This window comes from Stappia sp. ICDLI1TA098 (assembly GCF_054880955.1).
The window spans coordinates 1,470,145-1,490,696 of sequence record NZ_JBTZBT010000001.1; the positions used below are offsets into that span (position 1 = coordinate 1,470,145).

Below are 20,552 nucleotides of genomic sequence, written 5' to 3' on the forward strand. Positions count from 1 at the left end.
TAAAAGCGCGGTCGTCGACTTTCGACACCGCTTCCAGCTGCAACGACGCAGGACCGTTCCGGTCCGCTCCAGCCACCGCCGCCAGTCAGCCAGCCTGTTTGCAGGAGAGACGAGAATGACCGCAATTGTCGATATCAAAGCCCGGGAAATCCTGGATAGCCGCGGCAATCCGACCGTCGAGGTCGACGTGCTTCTCGAGGACGGTGGCTTCGGCCGCGCGGCCGTTCCCTCTGGCGCCTCCACCGGCGCGCATGAGGCGGTCGAACTGCGCGACGGCGGCTCCCGCTATCTGGGCAAGGGCGTCCGCAACGCGGTGGACGCGGTCAACGGCGAGATCTTCGACGTCATCGGCGGTCTCGATGCCGAGGAGCAGATCCAGATCGACGAGGCGATGATCCTCCTCGACGGGACCGAGAACAAGGCGCGCCTCGGCGCCAACGCCATCCTCGGCGTGTCGCTCGCCGTCGCCAAGGCGGCGGCCAATTCCTCCGGCCTGCCGCTCTACCGCTATGTCGGGGGCACCGGCGCCCGTGTGCTGCCGGTTCCGATGATGAACATCATCAACGGCGGCGCTCATGCCGACAATCCGATCGACGTGCAGGAATTCATGATCATGCCCGTCGGTGCCGAGACCATCGGCGAGGCCGTGCGGATGGGCGCGGAGGTGTTCCACACGCTGAAGAAGGCGCTCAAGGACGCCGGCCACAACACCAACGTCGGGGACGAGGGCGGCTTCGCCCCGAACATCGGCTCCACCGACGAGGCCATCGGCTTCGTGATGAAGGCCATCGAGAAGGCCGGCTACCGTCCAGGCGAGGACATGTTCCTTGCGCTCGACGCCGCCTCGACCGAGTTCTTCAAGGACGGCAAGTACAACCTCGCCGGCGAGAACAAGCTGCTCGGCCCGGACGAGATGGCCGCCTATCTGGCGGACTTCGTCAACCGCTACCCGATCATCTCGATCGAGGACGGCATGGCCGAGGACGACTGGGCCGGCTGGAAGGCGCTGACGGATCTCGTCGGCAGCAAGTGCCAGCTTGTCGGCGACGATCTCTTCGTCACCAATTCGACGCGTCTGCGCGAGGGCATCGCCAAGGGCGTCGCCAACTCGATCTTGGTCAAGGTCAACCAGATCGGCACGCTGACGGAAACGCTCGACGCGGTCGATACGGCGCACAAGGCCGCCTACACCGCCGTCATGTCTCACCGCTCGGGCGAGACGGAAGACAGCACCATCGCGGATCTGGCGGTCGCCACCAACTGCGGGCAGATCAAGACCGGCTCGCTTGCGCGCTCCGACCGGCTCGCCAAGTACAACCAGCTCATCCGCATCGAGGAAGAGCTCGGCACGCAGGCCCGCTACGCGGGGCGCAGCATCCTGAAGGGGTGAGGGGAAGGCGCATCGCGCCCCTTGCGACATCTTCACGAACGTCACGAAGCCGCCGGAGCGATCCGGCGGCTTTTGTCTTGGGCTTTTCCGTTTTTTGAACTGCGGTCGATCCGGGGCGCGGCACTGGTCAGCCGCGGTCAAAGGTCGTCAGAAACGGCGGCGGCGCGGTTCGTCGCCGGCACCATCCGCCGCGTTGCCACGTTGCAGGAGTGGAAGAGCCGCTTTGAGCCCTTCACTCACAACATCGGCGAAGATCCGGGTGACGGGGTCAAAAGCCAGGATATGCCCGGCGCGCGCATCACTGCCGGGCAGAGGCGAAACGTCGTCGCCCTCGGGCAGGCGCAGCGTCCGTCCGAGCTGCACGGCCTGCGCGTTGGCCTCGCGACGCAGCTCTTGCAGGACGCTGCCCTGCTTCGTGATTTCCTTCTCCAACTCGGACAGGTTGAACCCGCTGCCGCGCGCCAGCGCCATCGAACGCTCGTGCAGCCGCTGGGAGATCATCCGGTACCGGCAGGTGGCCGGGTGCACCGCGTCTAAGGTGATGGTGAAGAAGCTGTGGGCAGCGGCCGGATCTTTCTTGGTGGCTGCCACCGCTTCGGTGTCCGCCCACCCCGCTTCGCCCGCATGCTTCACCTGTACGATGACGTCGGCGGTGTCGAAGATTCTGAACTGGAACGGGCCGAAGGTGACGGAAGCGCCATCGAAGGCCTGCGGCCCGCTTGAACGGGTTTCGCGGAGAAGCTGATAGGGAAGCGTCATCAGGCTGGCCTCGCGTCATCATCATGATGATGCAGGACCGGCCGAGGGCTTAAGTGTCAGGGACGGCGGCTAGATCACCCAACGAAGAAGCCCCCAGTAAATCGGCCAGATGGTCGAAACGAAGAAATTCAGCGGAACCAAGATGATCCAGTTCCACCAAGTGTAGCCGTACCCGTCGAAGAACGTCAGATATAAAAAGCTAACCATCTGAACGATAAAATAGGCTATCATAAATCTGTTCAGCCAAATCTCACGGTAAATACTGCGCATACTGACATCCTCCCGCAATGCGCGCAGTTTGACACTACTCCGCACGAATGTGGATTCCGGTTTGGTCGCCGGTACAGAGCGCGCCCGACGCGCATCACATGCGCGTTTTTTTATGGGTGGCCCATCGGGAGGCGCTTGCGCCTGCAGTCACCCCGTCTTCGTCTCATACGCATGCTTGATCGCGGCGGCCAGCGTCTCGGGCTTTTCCGCGCCGGCGACCATGAAGCGCTCGTCGATGATGAAGCAGGGCACGCCGGTCACGCCGATGGCCTGGGCCTTTTCGAGGTCCCGCGCGATCTTCTCGTGATCGGCGTCCGTGCCGAGCAGCTCGGCGACGAGATCCGACATCAGTCCCGCGTCATCCGCCGCCTTCACCAGCGTTTCGGGGCGGGTGAGGTCGGCGCCTTCAATGAAATAGAGCTGGAACAGCCGCTCGACCATCGCCGACTGCGCGTTCTCCGCCCGCGCCCAGAGGATGAGCCGGTGACAGTCCAGCGTGTTGGGCGAGGAGGTGATCTTTTCGAAGGCGAAGGGGATGCCCTCGCGCAGGCCCGCCTCGCGAAGCGGCGCATGGAGAGCCTCGATGCGCTCGGGGCTGCCGAATTTCTCCATCAGATAGACCTGCCGGTCCTTGCCCTCGCGCGGGATCGTCGGGTCGAGCTGGAACGGCTGCCAGCGCACGGCGACGGGAATGTCGGGCAGGCTCTGCAGCGCCTTGTCCAGCCGACGCTTGCCTATGAAGCACCAAGGGCAGACCACGTCCGAAATGACGTCGATCGGCATCGGATCCGGCGTGGGGGCTGCGTCCATGCGGGCGGTCTCCATGATGGCTCGCCCGCCGGGTGCGGGCGTTCAGGTGAAACTGGTTCGTTCGACAATGCCAGCGACCCTGCGGCGAAACGCGGCAAGCGCTTCCTCGTCGCGCAGCACCGCGAGCTCGCCCATTTGCTCCACCCTAGCAATAAAATCCTCGTCGCGCGATGCGGCAAGCGCGGTGGAGAGCACCGGGCTTTGCGGCACCCGCTCGAAGGCATCGTCATTGGCCAGGGCGAGATGGCGCGGTCCGGCGTGCACGTCCTTAAGGCGAACAACGACGGGTCTGCGCCCGCGCACCGCGAGCGCGCGGCTCAGTCGCTTGAGATAGTCCGCGTAGCAGGTCGCGTCGAGTTCGGCGTCACGCACGAGAACGGCCTCGCGGAACCGCTCGAGCCGGGCGGAGGAGAGGCTGCGCCGAACGCCGGAACGCAGCAACAGCGACAGGCGCGCGGCGATCGCGGCGGCCGGAGTGGCGCGGGAGAGAACGTCGCTCGCCCCGGCGCGGTGGATCTCCTGCGCCTCCTCGCCCGGCGTGGCAAGAGCGAGGATCGCAAGCGAGACATGGCGTGGGTCGCGACGCAGCGCTGCGACGAGATCAATCGTCCGCGCGTATGGCGCATCGATCAGCAGCGCGCAGACGCCACCTTGGGCAAGCTGCTCATGCACCTGTGCGACGCTGAAGGCCCCCTGCGTCGCAACCCGGCTGCCGTGTTCGGCGAGCGCGAGGCCGAGGCGCTGGCCGTCGCCATGGATAAGAACCGTCGCTCCGGCGTGCGACACGCAGGGATGACGGGGGCCTGCAAAACCACTGCCGAAGGCGATCCGGCGAAGCAGGGCCTCCTCCAGGCGCGCGGAAAGCCGCAGTGTTTCCCCGATCCGCCAGGCAAGCCGCTCCGGTGGGCAGTCGGGATCCACCGCTGTATCGATGTGCGGCTGGCACACGGGGAGCGCGCCGGCCTGTGCGACGGCAATGACCGGGAGCATGGACCCGGCCGCCCGAGCATGACGCACGAGCACGGACATCGGCGCGTCGGTCGTTTGCGGCGCGGCTGTGACCACCGCGTCGGGCACCACGCCCTGGTCGCGAAAGCGCGCCAGCGCGCCGTCTGTGTCGAGAAGGAGCCCCTGGGGCAGGGCTGCCTGCAAGAGCGTGCGCAGTGCATCGCCCGCGTCGCCGCCGTCGACCGCGATCGCCGGTGCGCTCACGCTTGCAACTGCATCTCTCGTCCCCTCCGCCATCGGCATCACGCCACGGCGGAGCGTAACGGGTTGACCAGCCGGTCGGCGAGGCTCTCGCGGTCGACCTTGCCCGTCTCGGTGCGCGGCAACGAGCGCAGCGCCAGCACCCGGTGCGGGATTTCGGCGAGGCCGGCATGCTCCGCCTCGAGGAAGGCGAAAAAGCCCTCGACATCCAGGATGAGGCCGGGCTGGGGAACGAGCGCGGCATAAAGTCTCGCGCCGAGGATCCCATCCTCGACCAGAAAGGCGGCCGCCTCGCGGACGCCCGGGAAGGCCGAATAGAGCGCATCGACGGCGGGGAGCGAGCCGATGCCCGGCGCGCTGCTTCCCGGAATGCCGAGGCCGCAAATGCCGTTCTCGTTCTGGCGCACGGGCAGCAGGGTGTCGACGAAGCCGGCCTTGTCCGTGGGAATGCGGACCTTGCAGGCCGGCCAGGCGGAATCGGCAACCATGGCGCCGCGCACCTTCAGTGTCGAAGGCGCGGTTTCCGTGTCGAGATCGATCTCGAGAAGTGCTGGCCCCTGCGGTGCGGTCGAGGGGGAGCCGATGCGCCCGGGCAGGATGGGCCGCGGCAGCGAACTGCCCTCGCGCCGTCGCGCGATCATGGCAAATTCGTCGATGACGTGAAGATCGACCAGGTCGCGGTTGGTGTTGTGCGGCACGGGCGAGGCCGAATTCGGACCCCAGACCGCGACGATGCGGCACGATCCGCTGTCGAGCCGGCGCTCGAAGGCCGGCACCAGCGCGCCGGGACAGAGCACGAGATCGGCCTTGACCGCATCGGCATGGGCCGCAAGCCGACGCAGGGAGCCCGGGTGATGCAGATGCAAGGTGCCGCCGCTCAGCAGCCAGGGGACGAGGCCCGCACCGAGGCCGGCCATGCCGGTCAGCGCATAGGGCTGCACGATCACCGGGGCTTGCGGCAGCGACAGCTCGAGGAAGGGCATCAGCCCGGCGGCGATCCACTGGTTGTGGCTGCGGGCGATGGGCAAGGGCTCGCCGCTGGTCGAGCGCGTCCAGGTCAGCGTGGCGACATGGTCGGCCGCGTCCGTGCCGCGCCGGCCCTGGACTTCGCCGATGTCGCCGGGAAGCTCGTCAAGCACGTTGCCGAGTTCCATCAGGCCGTCCGCGACATTGCTGCCCAGTCCGAAAACGAAGCGCAGGGCAAAGAGCTCGGCGGCCGCGTCGCGGGCCTCATGCCCGAGGCTGCGTCCGCCGAAGCTGTCGCCGGCGATCAGCGCACGCGCGCCGGCGCGGGTCAGCGCCTCCAGCACGTTCTTCTGACGCCAGTACAGTGGCAGCGGCGCGACGACGAGCCCGGCGCGGACCGCGGCAAGAAGCGCGATCACGGCATCGACCGAATTGGCGCTCTGCAGCCCGACGACGCTGTCCGGCGACATCCCCACGGCGCCAAAGAAGGCGGCGAGCCGCGAAATCTCGGCATCGGCCTCGGCATAGGTCAGCTTGCGGCCGGGGCTCGCGGTGGCGCGCATCCCCGGGCCCTCGGGATCGCACAACGCGAGCCTGTCCGGGTGGCCGGCAGCGGTCTTGCGGAACAGGGTGTCGAGCGTGACGCGCCCCCAGATACCGCTCTGCTGGTGGGCCTCGATCGTCTTCAGGGGCGTGAGGATCATGTCATTACATCCACAACGTTCAACCGCTCTTGGCGGACCACCAGGTTTCAAAACGCGGCCCGGACAGCGACTGCGCATCGGGACGCATGATGTCTTTCCATCGTGCCACCCACTTTTCGGGCAGATGGAACAGAGGCACCACATAGGCGCCGGAGATCAGCGCGCGGTCGAAGGCGCGCACCGCATCGGTGAAGCCTTCCGCGTCGCGCGCGGCAAGCAGCGCGTCGATCATGGCATCGACCGCCGGACTTTTCGCACCCGCATAGTTGAAGGACCCGTCCTGGCCGGCGGCATCGCTGCTCCAGCGGTAGCGCTGCTCGTTGCCCGGCGACAGCGACACGAGCCAGACGTTCATCACCATGTCGAAGTCGAACGTCTGGCGGCGACGCTGATACTGGGCGCCGTCGACGGAGCGGATCGATGCCTGCACGCCAACGAGGCGCAGCGTGCGCTGGTAGGCGAGGGCCAGCCGCTCCTGGTCCGGCGTCGCGGTCAGGATCTCGAAGGCAAGCGGCGTGCCGTCGGCCCCGCGCATGGTCTTGCCGTCGATGGTGTAGCCGGCCTCCGCGAGCAGCGACACGGCGGCGCGCAGCACCTTGCGGTCGCGTCCGGAACCGTCCGCCTGCGTCGGCTTCCAGGTTCCCGCCAGCACGTCCGGATCGATCTCCTCGATGTGCTTGCCAAGCAGCATGCGCTCACCCTCGCTTGCCGGGCGGCCGAGCGAGGAGAGCACCGAATTGTCGAAATAGCCGCCGGTGCGCTGATAGAGCCCGTAGTAGAGGTTGCGGTTCACCCACTCGAAATCGAAGAGCATGGCAAGCGCCCGGCGCACGCGCACGTCGGCAAAGATCGGGCGGCGGGTGTTGAAGACGAAGCCCTGCATTCCAGCCGGCGTGCCGAGTTTGAAGCCTTCCTTGATCACATCGCCACTGGCGACGGCGGGAAAGTCGAGCGCCGTCATCCAGCGCGCGGGATCAGGGACCGGCAGCAGCGACACGATCCCCTTCTTGAAGGCTTCGAACAGGCTGTTCTCGTCGCGGAAATACTCGATCCGGACCTGGTCGAAATTGTAGAGGCCCTTGCGGATCGGCAGGTCCCTGGCCCAGTAGTCGGGATTGCGGCGGTAGGTGATGGCGTTGCCGACGTCGACTTTCTCGATCACATAGGGGCCCGAACCGACCGGCGGCGTCAGAGTGCTGCGGTCGAACGTCTCGGGATCAATGGTGTGCTTCGCCAGGATCGGCGACAGGCCGACGAGAAGCGGCAGCTCGCGGTCGTCGCCGTTCACGAAGGTGAAGCGGATGCTGCGGGGGCCGGTCTTCTCCATCTTCGTGATTCGCGCATAGCGGGAGCGGAAATGCGGTCGGCCCTTGTCGCGCAGGATCTCGAAGGAAAAGATCACGTCCTCGACGGTGACCGGCGTGCCGTCGGAGAAGCGGGCCTTCTCGTTCAGCGTGAATTCGATCCAGTCGCGCGAATCCGGCATGCGCACGCTTTCGGCGAGCAGCCCGTAGAGCGAGAAAGCCTCGTCCTTGTTGCGATCGAGCAGGCTTTCGATGACGAGCGCGCCATAGTCGTCGTCGCGAATTCCGCGCCCCGACGACGTGCCACCCTGGACGATGAACTGGTTGAGGCTGTCAAAGGTGCCCTGGACGCCATAGGTCACCGAACCGCCCTTGGGCGCGTCGGGATCGGCGTAGGGCAGATGGGAGAAATCGGCGGGCAGGGCCGGTTCGCCGTGCATGGCGATGCCGTGGCGCGCGGGTACGTCTTCCTCGGCGCGCACGGCCGATGCGTCGGCGATGGCGGCAAGGCACAGTGCCGCGACAGCCGCCTTGCGCAGGCCACGGGCGAGGGGAGTGAGAATCGGTTTCGGCATCTTCGCAGTCATGGGACCATTCTTAGCGCGCAATTGCTTTGCTATGGTTAACACACCCTCAACATCCCGGATGCACGAAGGTGATACATTTGCGCAACAGGGTGAGGCTGTCGCATCCGGTCGGATCGACGACTGCAAGGATAGTGTGGCTCTTTCTGGATATTTGCGCAGCAACGCTGTAAAGATGCCGCCCGGGACCGCACGAGCCTAGGTGTCGCCGCATTCCGCCCTCACAGGGGAGAGCGACAGTGGCCTGTGGGTCGAGCGGGAGAGCCGCGACAGAATTCCGGCGTGCCGGCTACGGCCGGCGCCGAACCGAGATCATGGACGTAGGGACGCATTGTATGGCTGACATTTTCAAGAATGGCCTCGTCGGGGTGTCGCTTGCCGCGGCCGCCGTGCTGGCTGCCGTGACCGGTGCCAGCGCGCAGACCACGGTCGAGCCGCCGGCGGATACGCCGTGGGTGAAGATCTGCAATACGGATCCGCAGTCCAAGAAGGAAATCTGCGTCGTGACGCAGGAGCTGCGCACCGACACCGGGCAGTTCCTCGCTTCCGTCGCCGTGCGCGAGATCGCCGGCGAGGCCCGCAAGACGCTGCTGATCGCGGTGCCGCCGGGAATGCTGATCCAGCCGGGCCTGCGCGTGCAGATCGACACCGGCAAGCAGAGCGAAGCCAAGTACGGCATCTGCTTCCCGAACGCCTGCTATTCCGAGCTTGTGATCGAGGATGAGTTCATCGCCTCGCTCAAGAAGGGCGGCAACCTGATCCTGACCACGCTGAACCAGCAGGCCAAGCAGGTTCCCTTCCAGCTCACGCTGACCGGCTTCACCAAGGTCTATGACGGCGCGCCGATCGACGCGGCCGCGCTGCAGCAGAAGCAGCAGCAGCTCCAGTCGGAGCTTCAGAAGCGGGCCGAGGAAGCGCGCCAGAAGCTTATCGACAAGCAGAAGGAAGCGACCGACGCGGGCAAATAAGCGCCCAACGTCGTCCGCGAACGAAAGAAGCCGCCGGAGCGATCCGGCGGCTTCTTTGTTTTGGCGTTTGGCGAAGCGTGACGCCTGGGCCCGATGGCCGCGCCGCATGGCAGGCGCTTCAGTGAAGCTCCACGTCGCGGGGAAGGTAGGAGCCATCGGCCTGCTGCTCGAAGATCTCGTCGACCTGCGGATGGCGCACTGGTTCGCCGGTATCGTCCTCGACGAGGTTCTGTTCGGAGACATAGGCGACGTATTCCGTCTCCGCGTTCTCGGCGAGCAGGTGATAGAAGGGCTGGTCGCGGTCGGGACGCACGTCAGACGGGATCGCGTCCCACCATTCCTCGGTGTTCGAGAAGGTGGGATCGACGTCGAAGATGATCCCGCGGAACGGAAAGACCCGGTGCCGGACAATCTGGCCGATCATGAATTTCGCGGTACGCATTGCGTGTAAAACCCGTTCGGGTGGCGGCGAGTTCGTCCCGCCGACGCCCCTTTGTCAGTGAAAAACGAGCCTAGCGCATACGCTTTCAACAGATGGTTTACAAGCCCGCAGCGCCAGGCGCGCCGTCTCACAACCCGTAGGCGGCGGCCATGTCCGGATCGCGTTCGGCCACGGTCCTGGCCAGATCGACGATCACTTTCGCCTGCTTCCAGGTCGCGTCGTCCTGCATCTTGCCATCGATCATCACCGCGCCGCTGCCGTCGGGCATCGCCTCCAGGATGCGCAGCGCGAAGGCGACTTCCGCCGGCTCCGGGCTGAAGACGCGCTTGGCGATGGCGATCTGGCTGGGATGCAGCGACCAGGCGCCGACGCAGCCCATCAGGAACGCATTGCGGAACTGGGCCTCGCACGCATCCGAATCGGAGAAATCCCCGAACGGGCCGTAGAAGGCCTTGATGCCCGCCGACATGCAGGCATCGACCATGCGCGCCACCGTGTAGTGCCACAGGTCCTGCTGGAACATCGGCCGCGCGGTGTCCGCGGAGCCTGCGTCGGCCAGCACCGCATAGTCGGGATGCCCGCCGCCGACGCGGGTCGTCTTCATGCCGCGAGAGGCGGCGAGATCGGCCGGGCCGAGGCTCATGCCGTGCATGCGCGGGCTCGCGGTGGCGATCGCCTCGACGTTCTTCACCCCCTCCGCCGTCTCGAGGATCGCATGCACGAGGATCGGTTTCGTCACGCCGGAGCGTGCCTCGAGCTGGGCCAGCAACTGGTCGATGTAGTGGATGTCCCAGGGGCCCTCGACCTTCGGCAGCATCACCACGTCCAGCTTGTCGCCGACCTCGCCGACGATCTCGACCAGATCGTCAAGCACCCAGGGGCTGTTCAGGCAGTTGATCCTGGTCCACAGGCCGGTGGAGCCGAAATCGTTTTGCTGTGCCATCTCGATGAAGCCGCGCCGCGCGGCCGTCTTCTGGTCGGCCGGAATGGCATCCTCGAGATTGCCCAGCACCACGTCCACCGTCGGGATCAGGCCCGCGACCTTGGCGCGCATCTTCTCCATATGCGGGGGGACGAAATGGATCATGCGCTCCAGGCGGACCGGAAGGTCGCGAAGCGGGGCGGGCGCGCCGATGGCGAGCGGCTGATAGAACGCGCGTGGTGTCTTCAATCTGTCCTCCCGTGCGGATCGCGAGCCGGGGCGGCTCCGCTCCCGGAGGAACCGCCGATGCGATCATGTTGCACTGCATATAAGCCCGGACAGGTGCCTGCGTTCAAGTCATCCTTTGGCCAAGGGAGGCCGCCTGTGGGCCTGCCGCAGGCTCAGACCCACTTGCGCATGATCCACATCCACTGGGCGGGGGTCTCACGGATCCAGCCCTCGAAGATCTCGTGGTAACGGCGGGTCAGCGCCAGCGCGTCGGCCTTGCGCGCGCCGGTCAGCGGCACGTCCACCACTTCCGCCGTGATGCGGAAGCGGTTGCCGGGAAGCCGCAGCACCCGACAGGCAACGAGCGGCACCCCGGCGGCGCAGGCGATGGAGGCGGGGTAGGTGGTGGCGAAGGCGTCATGGCCGAAGAAGGGGAAGACCGCGCCGCGCCGGTCGCGCAGGTCGGCAAGCATGGCGGCGCGCCCGCCGCGGCGCACCATCGAGAGCAGCCGGCGCGCGGCCTCGTGTCCCTTGGGCAGCAGTCCGCCCGGATAGATCGGCTCGCGCAGGCCGCGCAGCAGCGCCTCGGAGCGCGGATTGTTGAGCTGCTTGTAGAGACCGATGGTCTCCCATCCGGCCGCAAGCCCGCCGAGCGTCGCGATCTCCCAATTGCCCGAATGCATGGAGACGACGACCGCGCCACGGTCGCCGACATGGGCGCGCACCGCTTCCACGTCGATGTCGAAGCGGGCAGGGTCGGCCACGAGCCGGTCAAGACTCAGTGTCTCGGCGGCGATGCGCCCGAGATTGTCCCACATGTCGCGGGCAATCGCCTCCCGCTCGGCGTCGGTCTTTTCCGGGAAGGCGCGGGCGAGGTTCTGCAAGGCCCGGCGATGACGCTTGTTGAGCGGTCCGAACAGGCGCCACGCCCGCCCCATAAAACCTGTCATGACGGAGAGCGGAACCACACGCACCAGCGCGAGCGCACCGGCGAGAGCCAGCCACTCCGCGCCATGACGCAGGCGCAGATGGAGCGGAAGCCGCTCTGCCGCGACCGTGTTGCCGTCGCCGTTCGTCATTTCAGTCGATGTCCTCGACCCATCTCATGGGGTGCCGCAGTTTTTCCCGACGCCGTTGACCGGTTCCGACGAACCGGATAGGCCTGCGGTGCTTACCCAAGCACCGGCACCTTGGCAACATGCGGGGCGAGCCGCTTCCATTTCGCGGCTGGTGGCCGTTCGGGCCTCATACGGGCTTTTTGATCTCCGGAGAACCAGATGGAAAATGTCGTTTCGCTGGCGTTGCCCTTCTTCGGCCTGATCTTTCTGGGCATCGCCGCGGGCAAGTTGAAGAAGCTGCCGGCCGAAGGCATGGCCTGGATGCAGTTCTTCATTGTCTACATCGCGCTTCCGGCGCTTTTTTTTCGCCTGTTGGCAAAGACGCCGGTCGAGGAGCTCACCAACCTCGGTTATGTCGCGGCGACGACCTTCTCGACCTATTCCGCCTTTGCCATCGCCTTCTGCTTCGGCGTGATCGCCTCGCAGGGCAACATCCCCGAGGCGACCATCCAGGCGCTCGTCGGCTCCTATTCTAACATCGGCTACATGGGACCGGGGCTGACGCTTGCCGTGCTCGGGCCGGCGGCGGCGGTGCCAACCGCGCTGATCTTCTGTTTCGACAACATGCTGCTGTTCACGCTGGCGCCCTTGATGATGGCGCTGGCCGGCACGGACAACGAACCGCCGCTCAAGACCGCGCTGACCGTGCTGCGGCGGATCTTCACCCATCCGTTCATCCTGGCGACCATCGCCGGCGTGCTGGCGGCTGCGGTGCGCTTCGAGCCGCCGCAGGCGCTCGACACGCTGTTGACCTTCCTCAGCAACGCCGCCGCGCCCTGCGCGCTTTTCGCGATGGGCGTCACCGTCGTGCAGCGTCCGCTCGGGCGCGTGCCGGTGGAGCTGCCCGTCGTGCTGCTGGTCAAGCTGGTGATCCACCCGGTGATCGTGCTGCTGCTGCTCAACTGGGTCGGCGGCTTCGATCCGGCCTGGGTGGCGACCGCGGTACTGATGGCCTGTCTGCCGCCGGCGGCGAATGTCTTCGTCATCGCGCAACAGTACGGCGTCTACGTCGAGCGCGCCTCCAGCGCCATCCTGATCGGCACCATCGTGTCGACGCTTACCGTCTCCGCATTCATTTACCTGATCACCGAGGGCATGCTTCCGATAGGATGATCCGCAAGGCCCCGCGAAGGGGCGCGGCATCCTGGGGGGGGCAATGACCGACAGACCGCTTGAGGGAATCACCGTTCTCGATTTCAGCACGTTGCTGCCGGGGCCGCTGGCGACGCTCATGCTGGCCGAGGCCGGCGCGCGGGTGATCAAGATCGAACGTCCAGGCGGCGAGGACATGCGCTTCTTCGCGCCGCGCCTGTCCGGCAAGGGCGTGCTCTATGCCATGCTCAACCGCGGCAAGGAGCGGATCGAGCTGGATCTCAAGACACCGGCGGCCCGGAATCGGGTGCTGGAGCTGGCGCGGTCCGCCGATGTCGTCGTCGAGCAGTTCCGCCCCGGGGTGATGGCGCGGCTCGGTCTCGACGCGGCAGCGCTTCGGTCTGCCAATCCCCGTCTCGTGCATTGCTCGATCACCGGTTTCGGCCAGAGTGGGCCGCGTGCCGGGGAGGCCGGGCACGATCTCACCTACATGGCCCTGACGGGGCTTCTGGCGTTGTCCTGCGGCAGCGCGGACGCGTCGGTTCTGCCGCCGGTGCAGGTCGCCGACATCGCCGGCGGCAGCTTCCCGGCGGTGATCAACATCCTGCTGGCGCTTCTGCAACGGCAAAGGACCGGGCAGGGGACCTCTCTCGATATCGCCATGTGCGATGCGATGTTCACCTTCGCGCTCTTTGCGCAAGCCCAGCTCGTCGCCAGGGGGAAGGCACCGGGGAACGGCGCGGACCTGCTCACCGGCGGATCGCCCCGCTACCGGCTCTATGCCGCCGGGGACGGCGGCATGATCGCGGTCGGCGCGCTTGAGGACAAGTTCTGGCGGGCGCTGTGCGAGGCAATCGACCTGCCTGAAGCGCTGCGCGACGACCGGGCCGATCCGGCGGCGACGATCGCCGGCGTCGGCGCGCGGTTTCGCACCCGTTGCGCCGACGACTGGGCGCCGCTGCTTGCGGCGGCCGACTGCTGCGCCTGCCCGGTGGCAACGCTGGAGCAGGCCTTCACCGACCCGCATTTCGTCGAGCGCGGGCTTTTCGACCGTGTCGCCCTTGCGGGAGAGGTCGAAATGCCGGCGCTCAGCCTGCCGATCTCGCCGGCATTCCGGGGTGAACGGTCGGTGGCGTCGCCGGACGGCTGAGGCGGATCAGCCGAGCGACAGGCCGCGCATCAGTTTCGGCCGGGCGAGCATCGGCGCGATGCCTTCGCGCATCATCATCCGTCGCAGCGGGGGCACCCGGCTTGCGACATAAAGGCCGAAGCTGCGCAGCGCCTGCACCGGCACCATTTCGCTCAGCAGCGAGCGGTTGAGCAGATCGACGGCGGCGGTGCGCGAGGCGATGTCGGGCCGACGCGCCTTCTCATAGCGCGCAAGCACGGCATCGGCCCCGAGGTCTTCGCCGCGCAGGCGGGCAGCGACGAGGATCTCGCCCAGCGCCGCCACGTCGCGCAGGCCGAGATTGAGCCCCTGTGCGCCGATGGGCGGGAAGACATGGGCGGCCTCGCCGATGAGCGCGCAGCGCGCCTGGCCCATCCGCTCCGCGCTCAGCCCGCCCAGCGGATAAACCTGCCGCGCGCCGGACACGCGCATCTTGCCGAGGATGGAGCGGGCACGCCGCTCAAGCTCGGCCGACAGCGCGGCGTCGTCCAGCGCCTTCAGCCGTTCAACGCCCTCCGGACTTTCCACGCACACGAGAGAGGAGGACCGGCCGGGAAGGGGCACCAGTGTGAAGGGGCCGGTCGGCGTGTGGAATTCGTTGGAGTGCGAATTGTGCGGCAGGTCGTGGTCGAGATTGAGGATGAGGGCGGCCTGCGGGTAGCGCCAGTCGCGCGCCTTGATCCCGGCCGCCGCGCGCACCGGCGAGCCGCGCCCGTCGGCGCCGATGACCAGGGAGGCCGTCAGCGTCTCTCCCGTGTCGAGGCGGACCTGCGCGGCGGCGCCTTCCAGCGTCATCCCGACAAAGCGCGCGTTCCTGCGCTGCAGCCCCTCATGCTGCGCCGCGGCGGCGGCGAGCTCCCGGTTGAGATCGCGGTTGCGTATGTTGAAGCCAAAAGCCTCGAGCTTCAGCTCGGAGGCGTCGAACACGACCTCCGGCGCGCGGATCAGCCGGTTGGTGCCGTCGATGATGCGCATGTGGCGCAGGCCTGCGGCGAAGGGGGCGATCCGGTCCCAGAGCTCAAGCGCGCGCAGCATCTCGACCGACGACTCCAGCAGCGCGGTGGTGCGGTCGTCGTCCGCCGGCATGTCCGGGGCAACGAGCGCGGTAGAGAAGCCGTGTCGCGCCAGAAGCAGCGCCATCGCCAGCCCCGACGGCCCGGCGCCCACGACAACCGCGTCGAAGACGGTCTCATTTCCGCTCGCGTTGCGTTCAGTCATCTTCGGCTCCGGCGTCTCGGCCTCGCGGGAGGCCTCATGGGCATATGTGAGACCAAGATGGCCAGACGGCTCCGATTTGCAAGTGGCGGCCGGGCGCATATGGTCGCATCTGTATGAAAACCGATCCGTATTTCCGGGGTTTGCGCTATCTCCAGCCCTGCGGGCGGGGATGACCGTACCGCAAACCGCGAGATGGACGGGGGATCGGCCAAGTGATCGGAAGCGACATGACGCAGGATGGCGGTCCTCGGGGCGATACGCTGATGCGGCGCGAAACGCGCCGGCCGCGCCTTGTGGTCTTCGCCGCCATCGGTGTCGCGGCACTTGCCGGCTGGGCCTATCTCGCCGGAATGATCGCCGCCATGGTTCCGGTGATGGACATGGGCGAACTCGGGCCAGGCATGGAGGCGTTTAACCGCTTCAACCTGTTCCACGGCCTTCCCGCCGACATGCGCGCCGCCCTTGCCGTGCTGTGCCTGCCGGAGGGCGCGACCACCTTCGGAATGCCGGCGGCAAGCGCCTATTCCCTTGCCGACGCCGGCCTCGTCTTCCTGATGTGGGTGATGATGTCGCTGGCGATGATGCTGCCGAGCGCGGCGCCGATGATTGCCCGTTTCGCCGAGATGCCGCAGCCGATGCGCGCAAGCAGGGCGCGGGTGCTGCCGACGGTGACGCTGGCGCTCGGTTATCTGTCCATGTGGATCGCCTATTCGGTCGTGGCGACGGTGGCGCAGGGCGGGCTCACCGCCTTTCGCCTGATGACGCCGATGATGGCGCCGGCGACGCTGGTGCTCGCCGGTACGACGCTGGTTGCCGCGGGCATCTACCAGTTCACGCCGGCGAAGCTTGCCTGTCTCGCCCGCTGCCAGCGGCCGATCCTGTTTCCCATGGACCGGCGCTACGAAAGCCTTGGCGAGGTGTTCCGGCTCGGCCTCGTGCAGGGGCTGCTGTGCCTCGGGTGCTGCTGGGCGCTGATGACGGTGATGTTCGCCGTCGGGGTGATGAACGTGCTCTGGATCGCCATTCTCGGGCTGATGATGGCGATCGAGAAGACCGTGTTCAACGTCTGGGTGCCGCGCGCCATCGGTGTGGTGCTGATTGTCTGGGGCCTGTCGCTTCTTGCCGTCTCCGAACCCGGACGGGTGCTTCTTGCCGGATAAGCCTGCGCGCGCGATAATTTCATCTTGCGCAAACTGCCGTGTTGCAGTCCGCCCGGCTTGAAGGCATAGGAAGGGCGTTATTCCTGTAGACACGACCGCTCGTTGCTTGCGACGGGAAAGATGGGGTTGAGCCTGTGGCAAAGGGCAAATCGGCGGATCTGGAATCCGCAGTCGCGGGCCCGCTGAAGAGCGCCCATCCCCTTTTCCTGATTCATGTGCTGACGGCGCTCGGCGCGCCCATTGCACTGCTGGCGCTTCTGGCCGGGGCGCGGGGCGACTGGGCGATGCTGTTCGTCTGGCTCGGCATCGCGCTGGTGGTCGACGGCATCGACGGCCCGCTTGCCCGCCGCTACGACATTGCCCGGCGCATGCCGCAATGGTCGGGCGCGTCGCTCGATTTCGTCATCGACTACGCCACCTACGTCTTCCTGCCCGCCTTCGCACTTGCCGGCAGCGACATGCTGTCCACGCCCTGGAACTGGATCTGCGGCGGGCTCGTCGTCTTCACCGGCGCGCTGTATTTCGCCGACAACGGCATGAAGCAGCCGGACGGGTCCTTCAAGGGCTTCCCGGCCGGGTGGAACATGGTCGTCTTCGGGTTGATGGTGCTGTCGCCGTCGGAGACATTCTCGGTGATCTTCGTCATCGCGCTGTGCGCGCTGACCTTCGCGCCGATCCGCTTCGTCCATCCGGTGCGCGTTGTCCGCTGGCGGCCCTTCACCCTGCTGGTGACGGCCTTGTGGTTCGTGGCTGCCGGGATCGCCATCGCCGACGGCATGACGGCCGAGGGACCCGTGCTGTGGCTTCTTTCGGCAACGAGCCTATATCTTCTCCTGGTATCCGCCGTTCAGCAGGGGCTCGAGGCACTGCGCTGATCCCGGCCGGATCGACCGGCCGGCGACAGAGGGTGCAACCTCATGCTTGAATTGCTGAACGATCCGAAGGCGTGGGCAAGCCTGCTCACGCTGACGGTGATGGAGATCGTGCTCGGCATCGACAACGTGATCTTCATCTCGGTGCTTGTCAGCCGTCTGGACGAGAAACACGCCAGACGCGCGCGCCAGATCGGCCTTGCCCTGGCACTCGTCTTCCGCATCGCGCTGCTGTCGATTCTCACCGTCCTGATCGGGCTGACGGCTCCCGTCTTCACGATTCTCGGCGAGCCCTTCTCATGGCGCGACCTGATCCTTCTCGCCGGCGGGCTGTTCCTGCTGGTCAAGGGCACCCACGAGATCCATCAGGGCATCGAAGGCGACAGCGATGCGCACGGCGGCGCGGTGACCGCCGGCCTTGCCGCCGTGATCGTCCAGGTCGTGCTCATCGATCTGGTCTTTTCGGTCGATTCCATCGTCACCGCCATCGGCATGGCACAGCACATCGAGGTGATGGTCGCCGCCGTGGTGCTGGCGATGATTGCCATGTATGTCGCCTCCGGCCCCATAGCCGGTTTCGTGCAGAAGCACCCCACGACCAAGATGCTGGCGCTGGCCTTCCTGCTGCTCATCGGCGTGGCGCTGGTCGCCGACGGTCTCGGGTTCCATATCCCGCGCGGCTACATCTATTTCGCCATGGCCTTCTCCGCCGGCGTCGAGACGATCAACATTCTTGCCGCCGCCCGGCGCAAGCGGCTGAACGGATAGCGCTTGCCGCATCCCTCTGAGGGCTTGCCGGGGCGCTCCGCCCGCCCCATGATCCGCCCCACACGGAAAGATCATCCTCAGGGAGAGAGACATGGTTCAAGCGATCAGGGTGCATGAGACGGGCGGGCCCGAGGTGATGCGCTTCGAGACGGTCGACGTGCCGGCGCCGGGCCCCGGCGAGGCGCGCATCCGCCACACCGCCGTCGGCCTCAACTTCATCGACACCTATTTCCGCTCCGGCCTCTACCCGGCGCCGGCCGGCCTGCCGTTCATTCCCGGCAACGAGGGCGCCGGCGTCGTCGTCGCCGTGGGCGAGGGCGTCACCCATCTGGCGCCGGGCGACCGGGTCGCCTATGCCGGGCCGCTTGGTGCCTATGCCGAGGAGCGGGTGATGGCGGCCGACCGGCTGGTGAGCATCCCCGAGGGCGTCGACGACAAGACCGCGGCGGCGATGATGCTGAAGGGCATGACCGCCCGCTACCTGCTGCGCCGCACCTACCGGGTGAGCGCGTCGACGACGCTGCTGTTTCACGCGGCCGCCGGCGGCGTCGGCCTCATCGCCGGCCAGTGGGCGGCGAAACTCGGCGCGACGGTGATCGGCACCGTCGGCTCCGAGGAGAAGGCCGAGCTGGCGCGCCGCAACGGCTATACCCATGTGATCAACTACCGCACGGAAAACTTCGTCGAGCGGGTGCGCGAGATCACCGACGGCAAGCTCTGCGACGTGGTCTATGATTCGGTCGGAAAGGACACCTATCCAGGCTCTCTCGACTGTCTGAAGCCGCTCGGCACCTGGGTGTCCTTCGGCCAGTCATCGGGTCCGATCACGGACTTCAGCCTGCCGATCCTGTCGGCCAAGGGCTCGCTCTTCGCCACCCGACCAACGCTCTTCACCTATATCGCCTCGCGCGCCGACCTCGAGGAGACGGCCAACGACCTCTTCGACATGGTTTCCAGCGGCGCGGTGAAGATCGCCGTCAATCAGGAATACGCGCTCGCCGACGCGGTGCGGGCGCATCAGGACCTGGAAGGCCGCAAGACCACCGGCGGCACGGTTCTCATCCCCTGACAGACGCCCGCGGCGCGGCGAGACATCGCCGTGCCGCGGCCCGAGCCGGGGGAGGGACCCATGGATCGCGCGCGCCATCTCCACGGCCCGGCATTGCGGTATTTCGCGGCCGTCGCGCGGTCGGGATCGATCCGCTCGGCCGCGCGCGAACTCAACGTCGCCTCCAGTGCCGTCAACCGGCAGATCCTCTGGCTGGAGCAGATGCTCGGGCACGAGCTTTTCGACCGGCTGGCGCGCGGCGTGCGGCTGACGCCGGCCGGCGAGGTGCTGCGCGCCCATGTCCAGCGCACGCTGTCCGACTTCGAGGCCACCGTCGGCGACCTCGACGCACTGACGGGAATGCAGCGCGGCTCGGTGCACGTCACCACGGTCGAAAGCCTGGCCGAAACGCTGGTGCCCTCGGTGATCTCGGCGTTCCGCCAGCGGTTTCCGGGCATTCACCTGCACGTCCGGCTCACCGGGGCCGAGGGCGTGGCGCGTGCGCTTTTCGCTGGCGAGACGGATGTCGGCTTCAGCTTCGAGCCGCCGAATGACCCCCGCATCAGCACGGCGTTTCACCGCGATCTCGCCATCGGCGCGATCATGCGTCCAGATCATCCGCTGGCCGGACGCGCTGGCCTGATCCTCGCCGACTGCCTGCGCCACAGGTTCTGCCTGCCCTCGCGCGGGCTGTCGCTGCGCAAGCGTATCGACGCCGCGCTTGGCGAGCGCGATCTTGCCGGAGAGGCCTTCGTCGAGACCAATTCGCTGCGGCTGATGAAGTCGCTGGCGCTCGACGATGGCACCATCGCCTTCCAGACCGTGCTTGGGCTCGAGGGTGAGCTTGCCGCCGGCACGCTGGTCTTTCGCCCGCTCGCGGACGTCGACTTGCGGCGCAACCGCTTCGGTATCCTGACCTCATCCCACCGAGGGCTTGGCCATGCGGCGAAGGCGTTTTTCGACCATGCTGTGAGCGCGATCGGAGAGCGCCTTTCCCAAAGTGATGCCGATCCGGCATCATAGGAGGCGAGATTCTGTTCTGGTCGCGGGCCTGCGAGTGTTGCACACTTTCAAGGCGTGCTCGCCAAACGCTCAGCGAACCGGTCACCTCCGCCAGATCCGGTTCGGCGGCGTGCGGAAACCGAATCCGGGACCGAGGAAGCACGGCGGATCGATGGGACGGATCATGGGACGACTGACCACACATGTGCTCGACACGACGCTGGGCAAGCCGGCCGCGGGACTTGCGCTTTCCCTCTGGCGGGTGACGCCTGGCGCGATGCCGGAAGCGTCCCGGATCCTGAGCGCGACAACCAATGCCGACGGGCGCGTCGATGCACCGCTTCTTGAAGGCGACAACTTTGTGCCGGGCGTCTACGAACTGCGCTTCGAGGCTGGCGACTACCTGCGCGGAACAGGCGCGGCGCTGAGCGAGCCGGCGTTCCTCGACGTGGTTCCGCTGCGCTTCGGCATTGCCGACGCGGACGCGCACTATCACGTCCCGCTTCTGCTCTCGGCCTTCGGCTATTCAACCTACCGGGGGAGCTAGGCC

19 protein-coding genes are annotated in these 20,552 nt (G+C 66.8%); 10 read left to right on the forward strand and 9 right to left on the reverse strand.

Annotated elements, in window-relative coordinates:
- Positions 1–115 precede the first annotated feature (115 nt).
- Positions 116–1,390 (forward strand): phosphopyruvate hydratase, encoded by a 1,275-nt coding sequence (gene eno, locus ACSLUQ_RS06600; protein WP_417773294.1) that lies wholly within the window; start codon positions 116–118, stop codon positions 1,388–1,390.
- 147 nt (positions 1,391–1,537) lie between these two features.
- Here the strand turns inward: eno and ACSLUQ_RS06605 are convergent, their stop codons facing one another.
- The 5 genes from ACSLUQ_RS06605 to ACSLUQ_RS06625 all read right to left on the reverse strand — a co-directional run bounded on the left by ACSLUQ_RS06605 (position 1,538) and on the right by ACSLUQ_RS06625 (position 7,999).
- Positions 1,538–2,149: a hypothetical protein gene (locus tag ACSLUQ_RS06605; protein ID WP_461808024.1), complete on the reverse strand. Its 612-nt coding sequence runs from the start codon at positions 2,147–2,149 to the stop codon at positions 1,538–1,540.
- 417 nt (positions 2,150–2,566) lie between these two features.
- Complete coding sequence (locus tag ACSLUQ_RS06610; protein WP_417773295.1) at positions 2,567–3,229, reverse strand: DsbA family oxidoreductase; 663 nt, start codon at positions 3,227–3,229, stop codon at positions 2,567–2,569.
- A gap of 42 nt (positions 3,230–3,271) precedes the next feature.
- Complete coding sequence (locus tag ACSLUQ_RS06615) at positions 3,272–4,441, reverse strand: hypothetical protein (RefSeq protein ID WP_461808025.1); 1,170 nt, start codon at positions 4,439–4,441, stop codon at positions 3,272–3,274.
- A 38-nt stretch (positions 4,442–4,479) separates the two neighbouring features.
- Positions 4,480–6,108, reverse strand: coding sequence for an AMP-binding protein (locus ACSLUQ_RS06620; RefSeq protein ID WP_417773297.1), 1,629 nt, complete (start codon positions 6,106–6,108; stop codon positions 4,480–4,482).
- A 19-nt stretch (positions 6,109–6,127) separates the two neighbouring features.
- Positions 6,128–7,999, reverse strand: a complete 1,872-nt coding sequence (locus ACSLUQ_RS06625; RefSeq protein WP_461808026.1) for an extracellular solute-binding protein — start codon at positions 7,997–7,999, stop codon at positions 6,128–6,130.
- 332 nt (positions 8,000–8,331) lie between these two features.
- Between ACSLUQ_RS06625 and ACSLUQ_RS06630 the strand changes: the two genes are divergently transcribed.
- A complete protein-coding gene (locus ACSLUQ_RS06630; protein WP_417773299.1) occupies positions 8,332–8,964 on the forward strand; it encodes an invasion associated locus B family protein in 633 nt (210 codons plus the stop codon).
- A gap of 118 nt (positions 8,965–9,082) precedes the next feature.
- On the opposite strand, the gene hspQ is transcribed toward ACSLUQ_RS06630, so the two are convergent.
- The 3 genes from hspQ to ACSLUQ_RS06645 all read right to left on the reverse strand — a co-directional run bounded on the left by hspQ (position 9,083) and on the right by ACSLUQ_RS06645 (position 11,635).
- Entirely contained in the window at positions 9,083–9,406 is a 324-nt protein-coding gene (gene hspQ, locus ACSLUQ_RS06635; protein ID WP_417773300.1) for a heat shock protein HspQ, read from the reverse strand.
- 127 nt (positions 9,407–9,533) lie between these two features.
- Positions 9,534–10,577 (reverse strand): HpcH/HpaI aldolase/citrate lyase family protein, encoded by a 1,044-nt coding sequence (locus ACSLUQ_RS06640; protein ID WP_461808027.1) that lies wholly within the window; start codon positions 10,575–10,577, stop codon positions 9,534–9,536.
- Positions 10,578–10,729: 152 nt separating this feature from the next.
- Complete coding sequence (locus tag ACSLUQ_RS06645) at positions 10,730–11,635, reverse strand: lysophospholipid acyltransferase family protein (protein WP_417773302.1); 906 nt, start codon at positions 11,633–11,635, stop codon at positions 10,730–10,732.
- A 198-nt stretch (positions 11,636–11,833) separates the two neighbouring features.
- On the opposite strand from ACSLUQ_RS06645, the gene ACSLUQ_RS06650 reads away from it, so the two are divergent.
- Both ACSLUQ_RS06650 and ACSLUQ_RS06655 read left to right on the forward strand, forming a co-directional pair.
- Complete coding sequence (locus ACSLUQ_RS06650; protein ID WP_417773303.1) at positions 11,834–12,787, forward strand: AEC family transporter; 954 nt, start codon at positions 11,834–11,836, stop codon at positions 12,785–12,787.
- Between the two features lie 43 nt (positions 12,788–12,830).
- Positions 12,831–13,916, forward strand: coding sequence for a CaiB/BaiF CoA transferase family protein (locus tag ACSLUQ_RS06655; RefSeq protein WP_461808028.1), 1,086 nt, complete (start codon positions 12,831–12,833; stop codon positions 13,914–13,916).
- A 6-nt stretch (positions 13,917–13,922) separates the two neighbouring features.
- Here the strand turns inward: ACSLUQ_RS06655 and ACSLUQ_RS06660 are convergent, their stop codons facing one another.
- A complete protein-coding gene (locus ACSLUQ_RS06660) occupies positions 13,923–15,152 on the reverse strand; it encodes a UbiH/UbiF family hydroxylase (protein WP_461808029.1) in 1,230 nt (409 codons plus the stop codon).
- A gap of 227 nt (positions 15,153–15,379) precedes the next feature.
- Between ACSLUQ_RS06660 and ACSLUQ_RS06665 the strand changes: the two genes are divergently transcribed.
- The 6 genes from ACSLUQ_RS06665 (at position 15,380) to uraH (ending at position 20,549) form a co-directional block, all read left to right on the forward strand.
- Positions 15,380–16,312, forward strand: a complete 933-nt coding sequence (locus ACSLUQ_RS06665) for a DUF2182 domain-containing protein (RefSeq protein WP_417773306.1) — start codon at positions 15,380–15,382, stop codon at positions 16,310–16,312.
- 134 nt (positions 16,313–16,446) lie between these two features.
- Positions 16,447–17,187, forward strand: a complete 741-nt coding sequence (locus ACSLUQ_RS06670; protein WP_417773307.1) for a CDP-alcohol phosphatidyltransferase family protein — start codon at positions 16,447–16,449, stop codon at positions 17,185–17,187.
- 42 nt (positions 17,188–17,229) lie between these two features.
- A complete protein-coding gene (locus ACSLUQ_RS06675) occupies positions 17,230–17,952 on the forward strand; it encodes a TerC family protein (RefSeq protein WP_461808030.1) in 723 nt (240 codons plus the stop codon).
- Positions 17,953–18,043: 91 nt separating this feature from the next.
- Entirely contained in the window at positions 18,044–19,021 is a 978-nt protein-coding gene (locus ACSLUQ_RS06680; protein WP_417773309.1) for a quinone oxidoreductase family protein, read from the forward strand.
- Between the two features lie 60 nt (positions 19,022–19,081).
- Positions 19,082–20,023: a LysR family transcriptional regulator gene (locus tag ACSLUQ_RS06685; RefSeq protein ID WP_417773310.1), complete on the forward strand. Its 942-nt coding sequence runs from the start codon at positions 19,082–19,084 to the stop codon at positions 20,021–20,023.
- A gap of 163 nt (positions 20,024–20,186) precedes the next feature.
- A complete protein-coding gene (gene uraH / locus ACSLUQ_RS06690; RefSeq protein ID WP_417773311.1) occupies positions 20,187–20,549 on the forward strand; it encodes a hydroxyisourate hydrolase in 363 nt (120 codons plus the stop codon).
- Positions 20,550–20,552 lie beyond the last annotated feature (3 nt).

Excerpts from the sequence above, each read along its gene's own strand:
- eno (WP_417773294.1), top strand. The coding sequence starts at position 116 with ATGACCGCAATTGTCGATATCAAAGCCCGGGAAATCCTGGATAGCCGC.
- ACSLUQ_RS06605 (WP_461808024.1), bottom strand. The coding sequence starts at position 2,149 with ATGACGCTTCCCTATCAGCTTCTCCGCGAAACCCGTTCAAGCGGGCCG.
- ACSLUQ_RS06610 (WP_417773295.1), bottom strand. The coding sequence starts at position 3,229 with ATGGACGCAGCCCCCACGCCGGATCCGATGCCGATCGACGTCATTTCG.
- ACSLUQ_RS06620 (WP_417773297.1), bottom strand. The coding sequence starts at position 6,108 with ATGATCCTCACGCCCCTGAAGACGATCGAGGCCCACCAGCAGAGCGGT.
- ACSLUQ_RS06625 (WP_461808026.1), bottom strand. The coding sequence starts at position 7,999 with ATGACTGCGAAGATGCCGAAACCGATTCTCACTCCCCTCGCCCGTGGC.
- ACSLUQ_RS06630 (WP_417773299.1), top strand. The coding sequence starts at position 8,332 with ATGGCTGACATTTTCAAGAATGGCCTCGTCGGGGTGTCGCTTGCCGCG.
- hspQ (WP_417773300.1), bottom strand. The coding sequence starts at position 9,406 with ATGCGTACCGCGAAATTCATGATCGGCCAGATTGTCCGGCACCGGGTC.
- ACSLUQ_RS06645 (WP_417773302.1), bottom strand. The coding sequence starts at position 11,635 with ATGACGAACGGCGACGGCAACACGGTCGCGGCAGAGCGGCTTCCGCTC.
- ACSLUQ_RS06650 (WP_417773303.1), top strand. The coding sequence starts at position 11,834 with ATGGAAAATGTCGTTTCGCTGGCGTTGCCCTTCTTCGGCCTGATCTTT.
- ACSLUQ_RS06655 (WP_461808028.1), top strand. The coding sequence starts at position 12,831 with ATGACCGACAGACCGCTTGAGGGAATCACCGTTCTCGATTTCAGCACG.
- ACSLUQ_RS06660 (WP_461808029.1), bottom strand. The coding sequence starts at position 15,152 with ATGACTGAACGCAACGCGAGCGGAAATGAGACCGTCTTCGACGCGGTT.
- ACSLUQ_RS06665 (WP_417773306.1), top strand. The coding sequence starts at position 15,380 with ATGACGCAGGATGGCGGTCCTCGGGGCGATACGCTGATGCGGCGCGAA.
- ACSLUQ_RS06675 (WP_461808030.1), top strand. The coding sequence starts at position 17,230 with ATGCTTGAATTGCTGAACGATCCGAAGGCGTGGGCAAGCCTGCTCACG.
- ACSLUQ_RS06680 (WP_417773309.1), top strand. The coding sequence starts at position 18,044 with ATGGTTCAAGCGATCAGGGTGCATGAGACGGGCGGGCCCGAGGTGATG.
- ACSLUQ_RS06685 (WP_417773310.1), top strand. The coding sequence starts at position 19,082 with ATGGATCGCGCGCGCCATCTCCACGGCCCGGCATTGCGGTATTTCGCG.
- uraH (WP_417773311.1), top strand. The coding sequence starts at position 20,187 with ATGGGACGACTGACCACACATGTGCTCGACACGACGCTGGGCAAGCCG.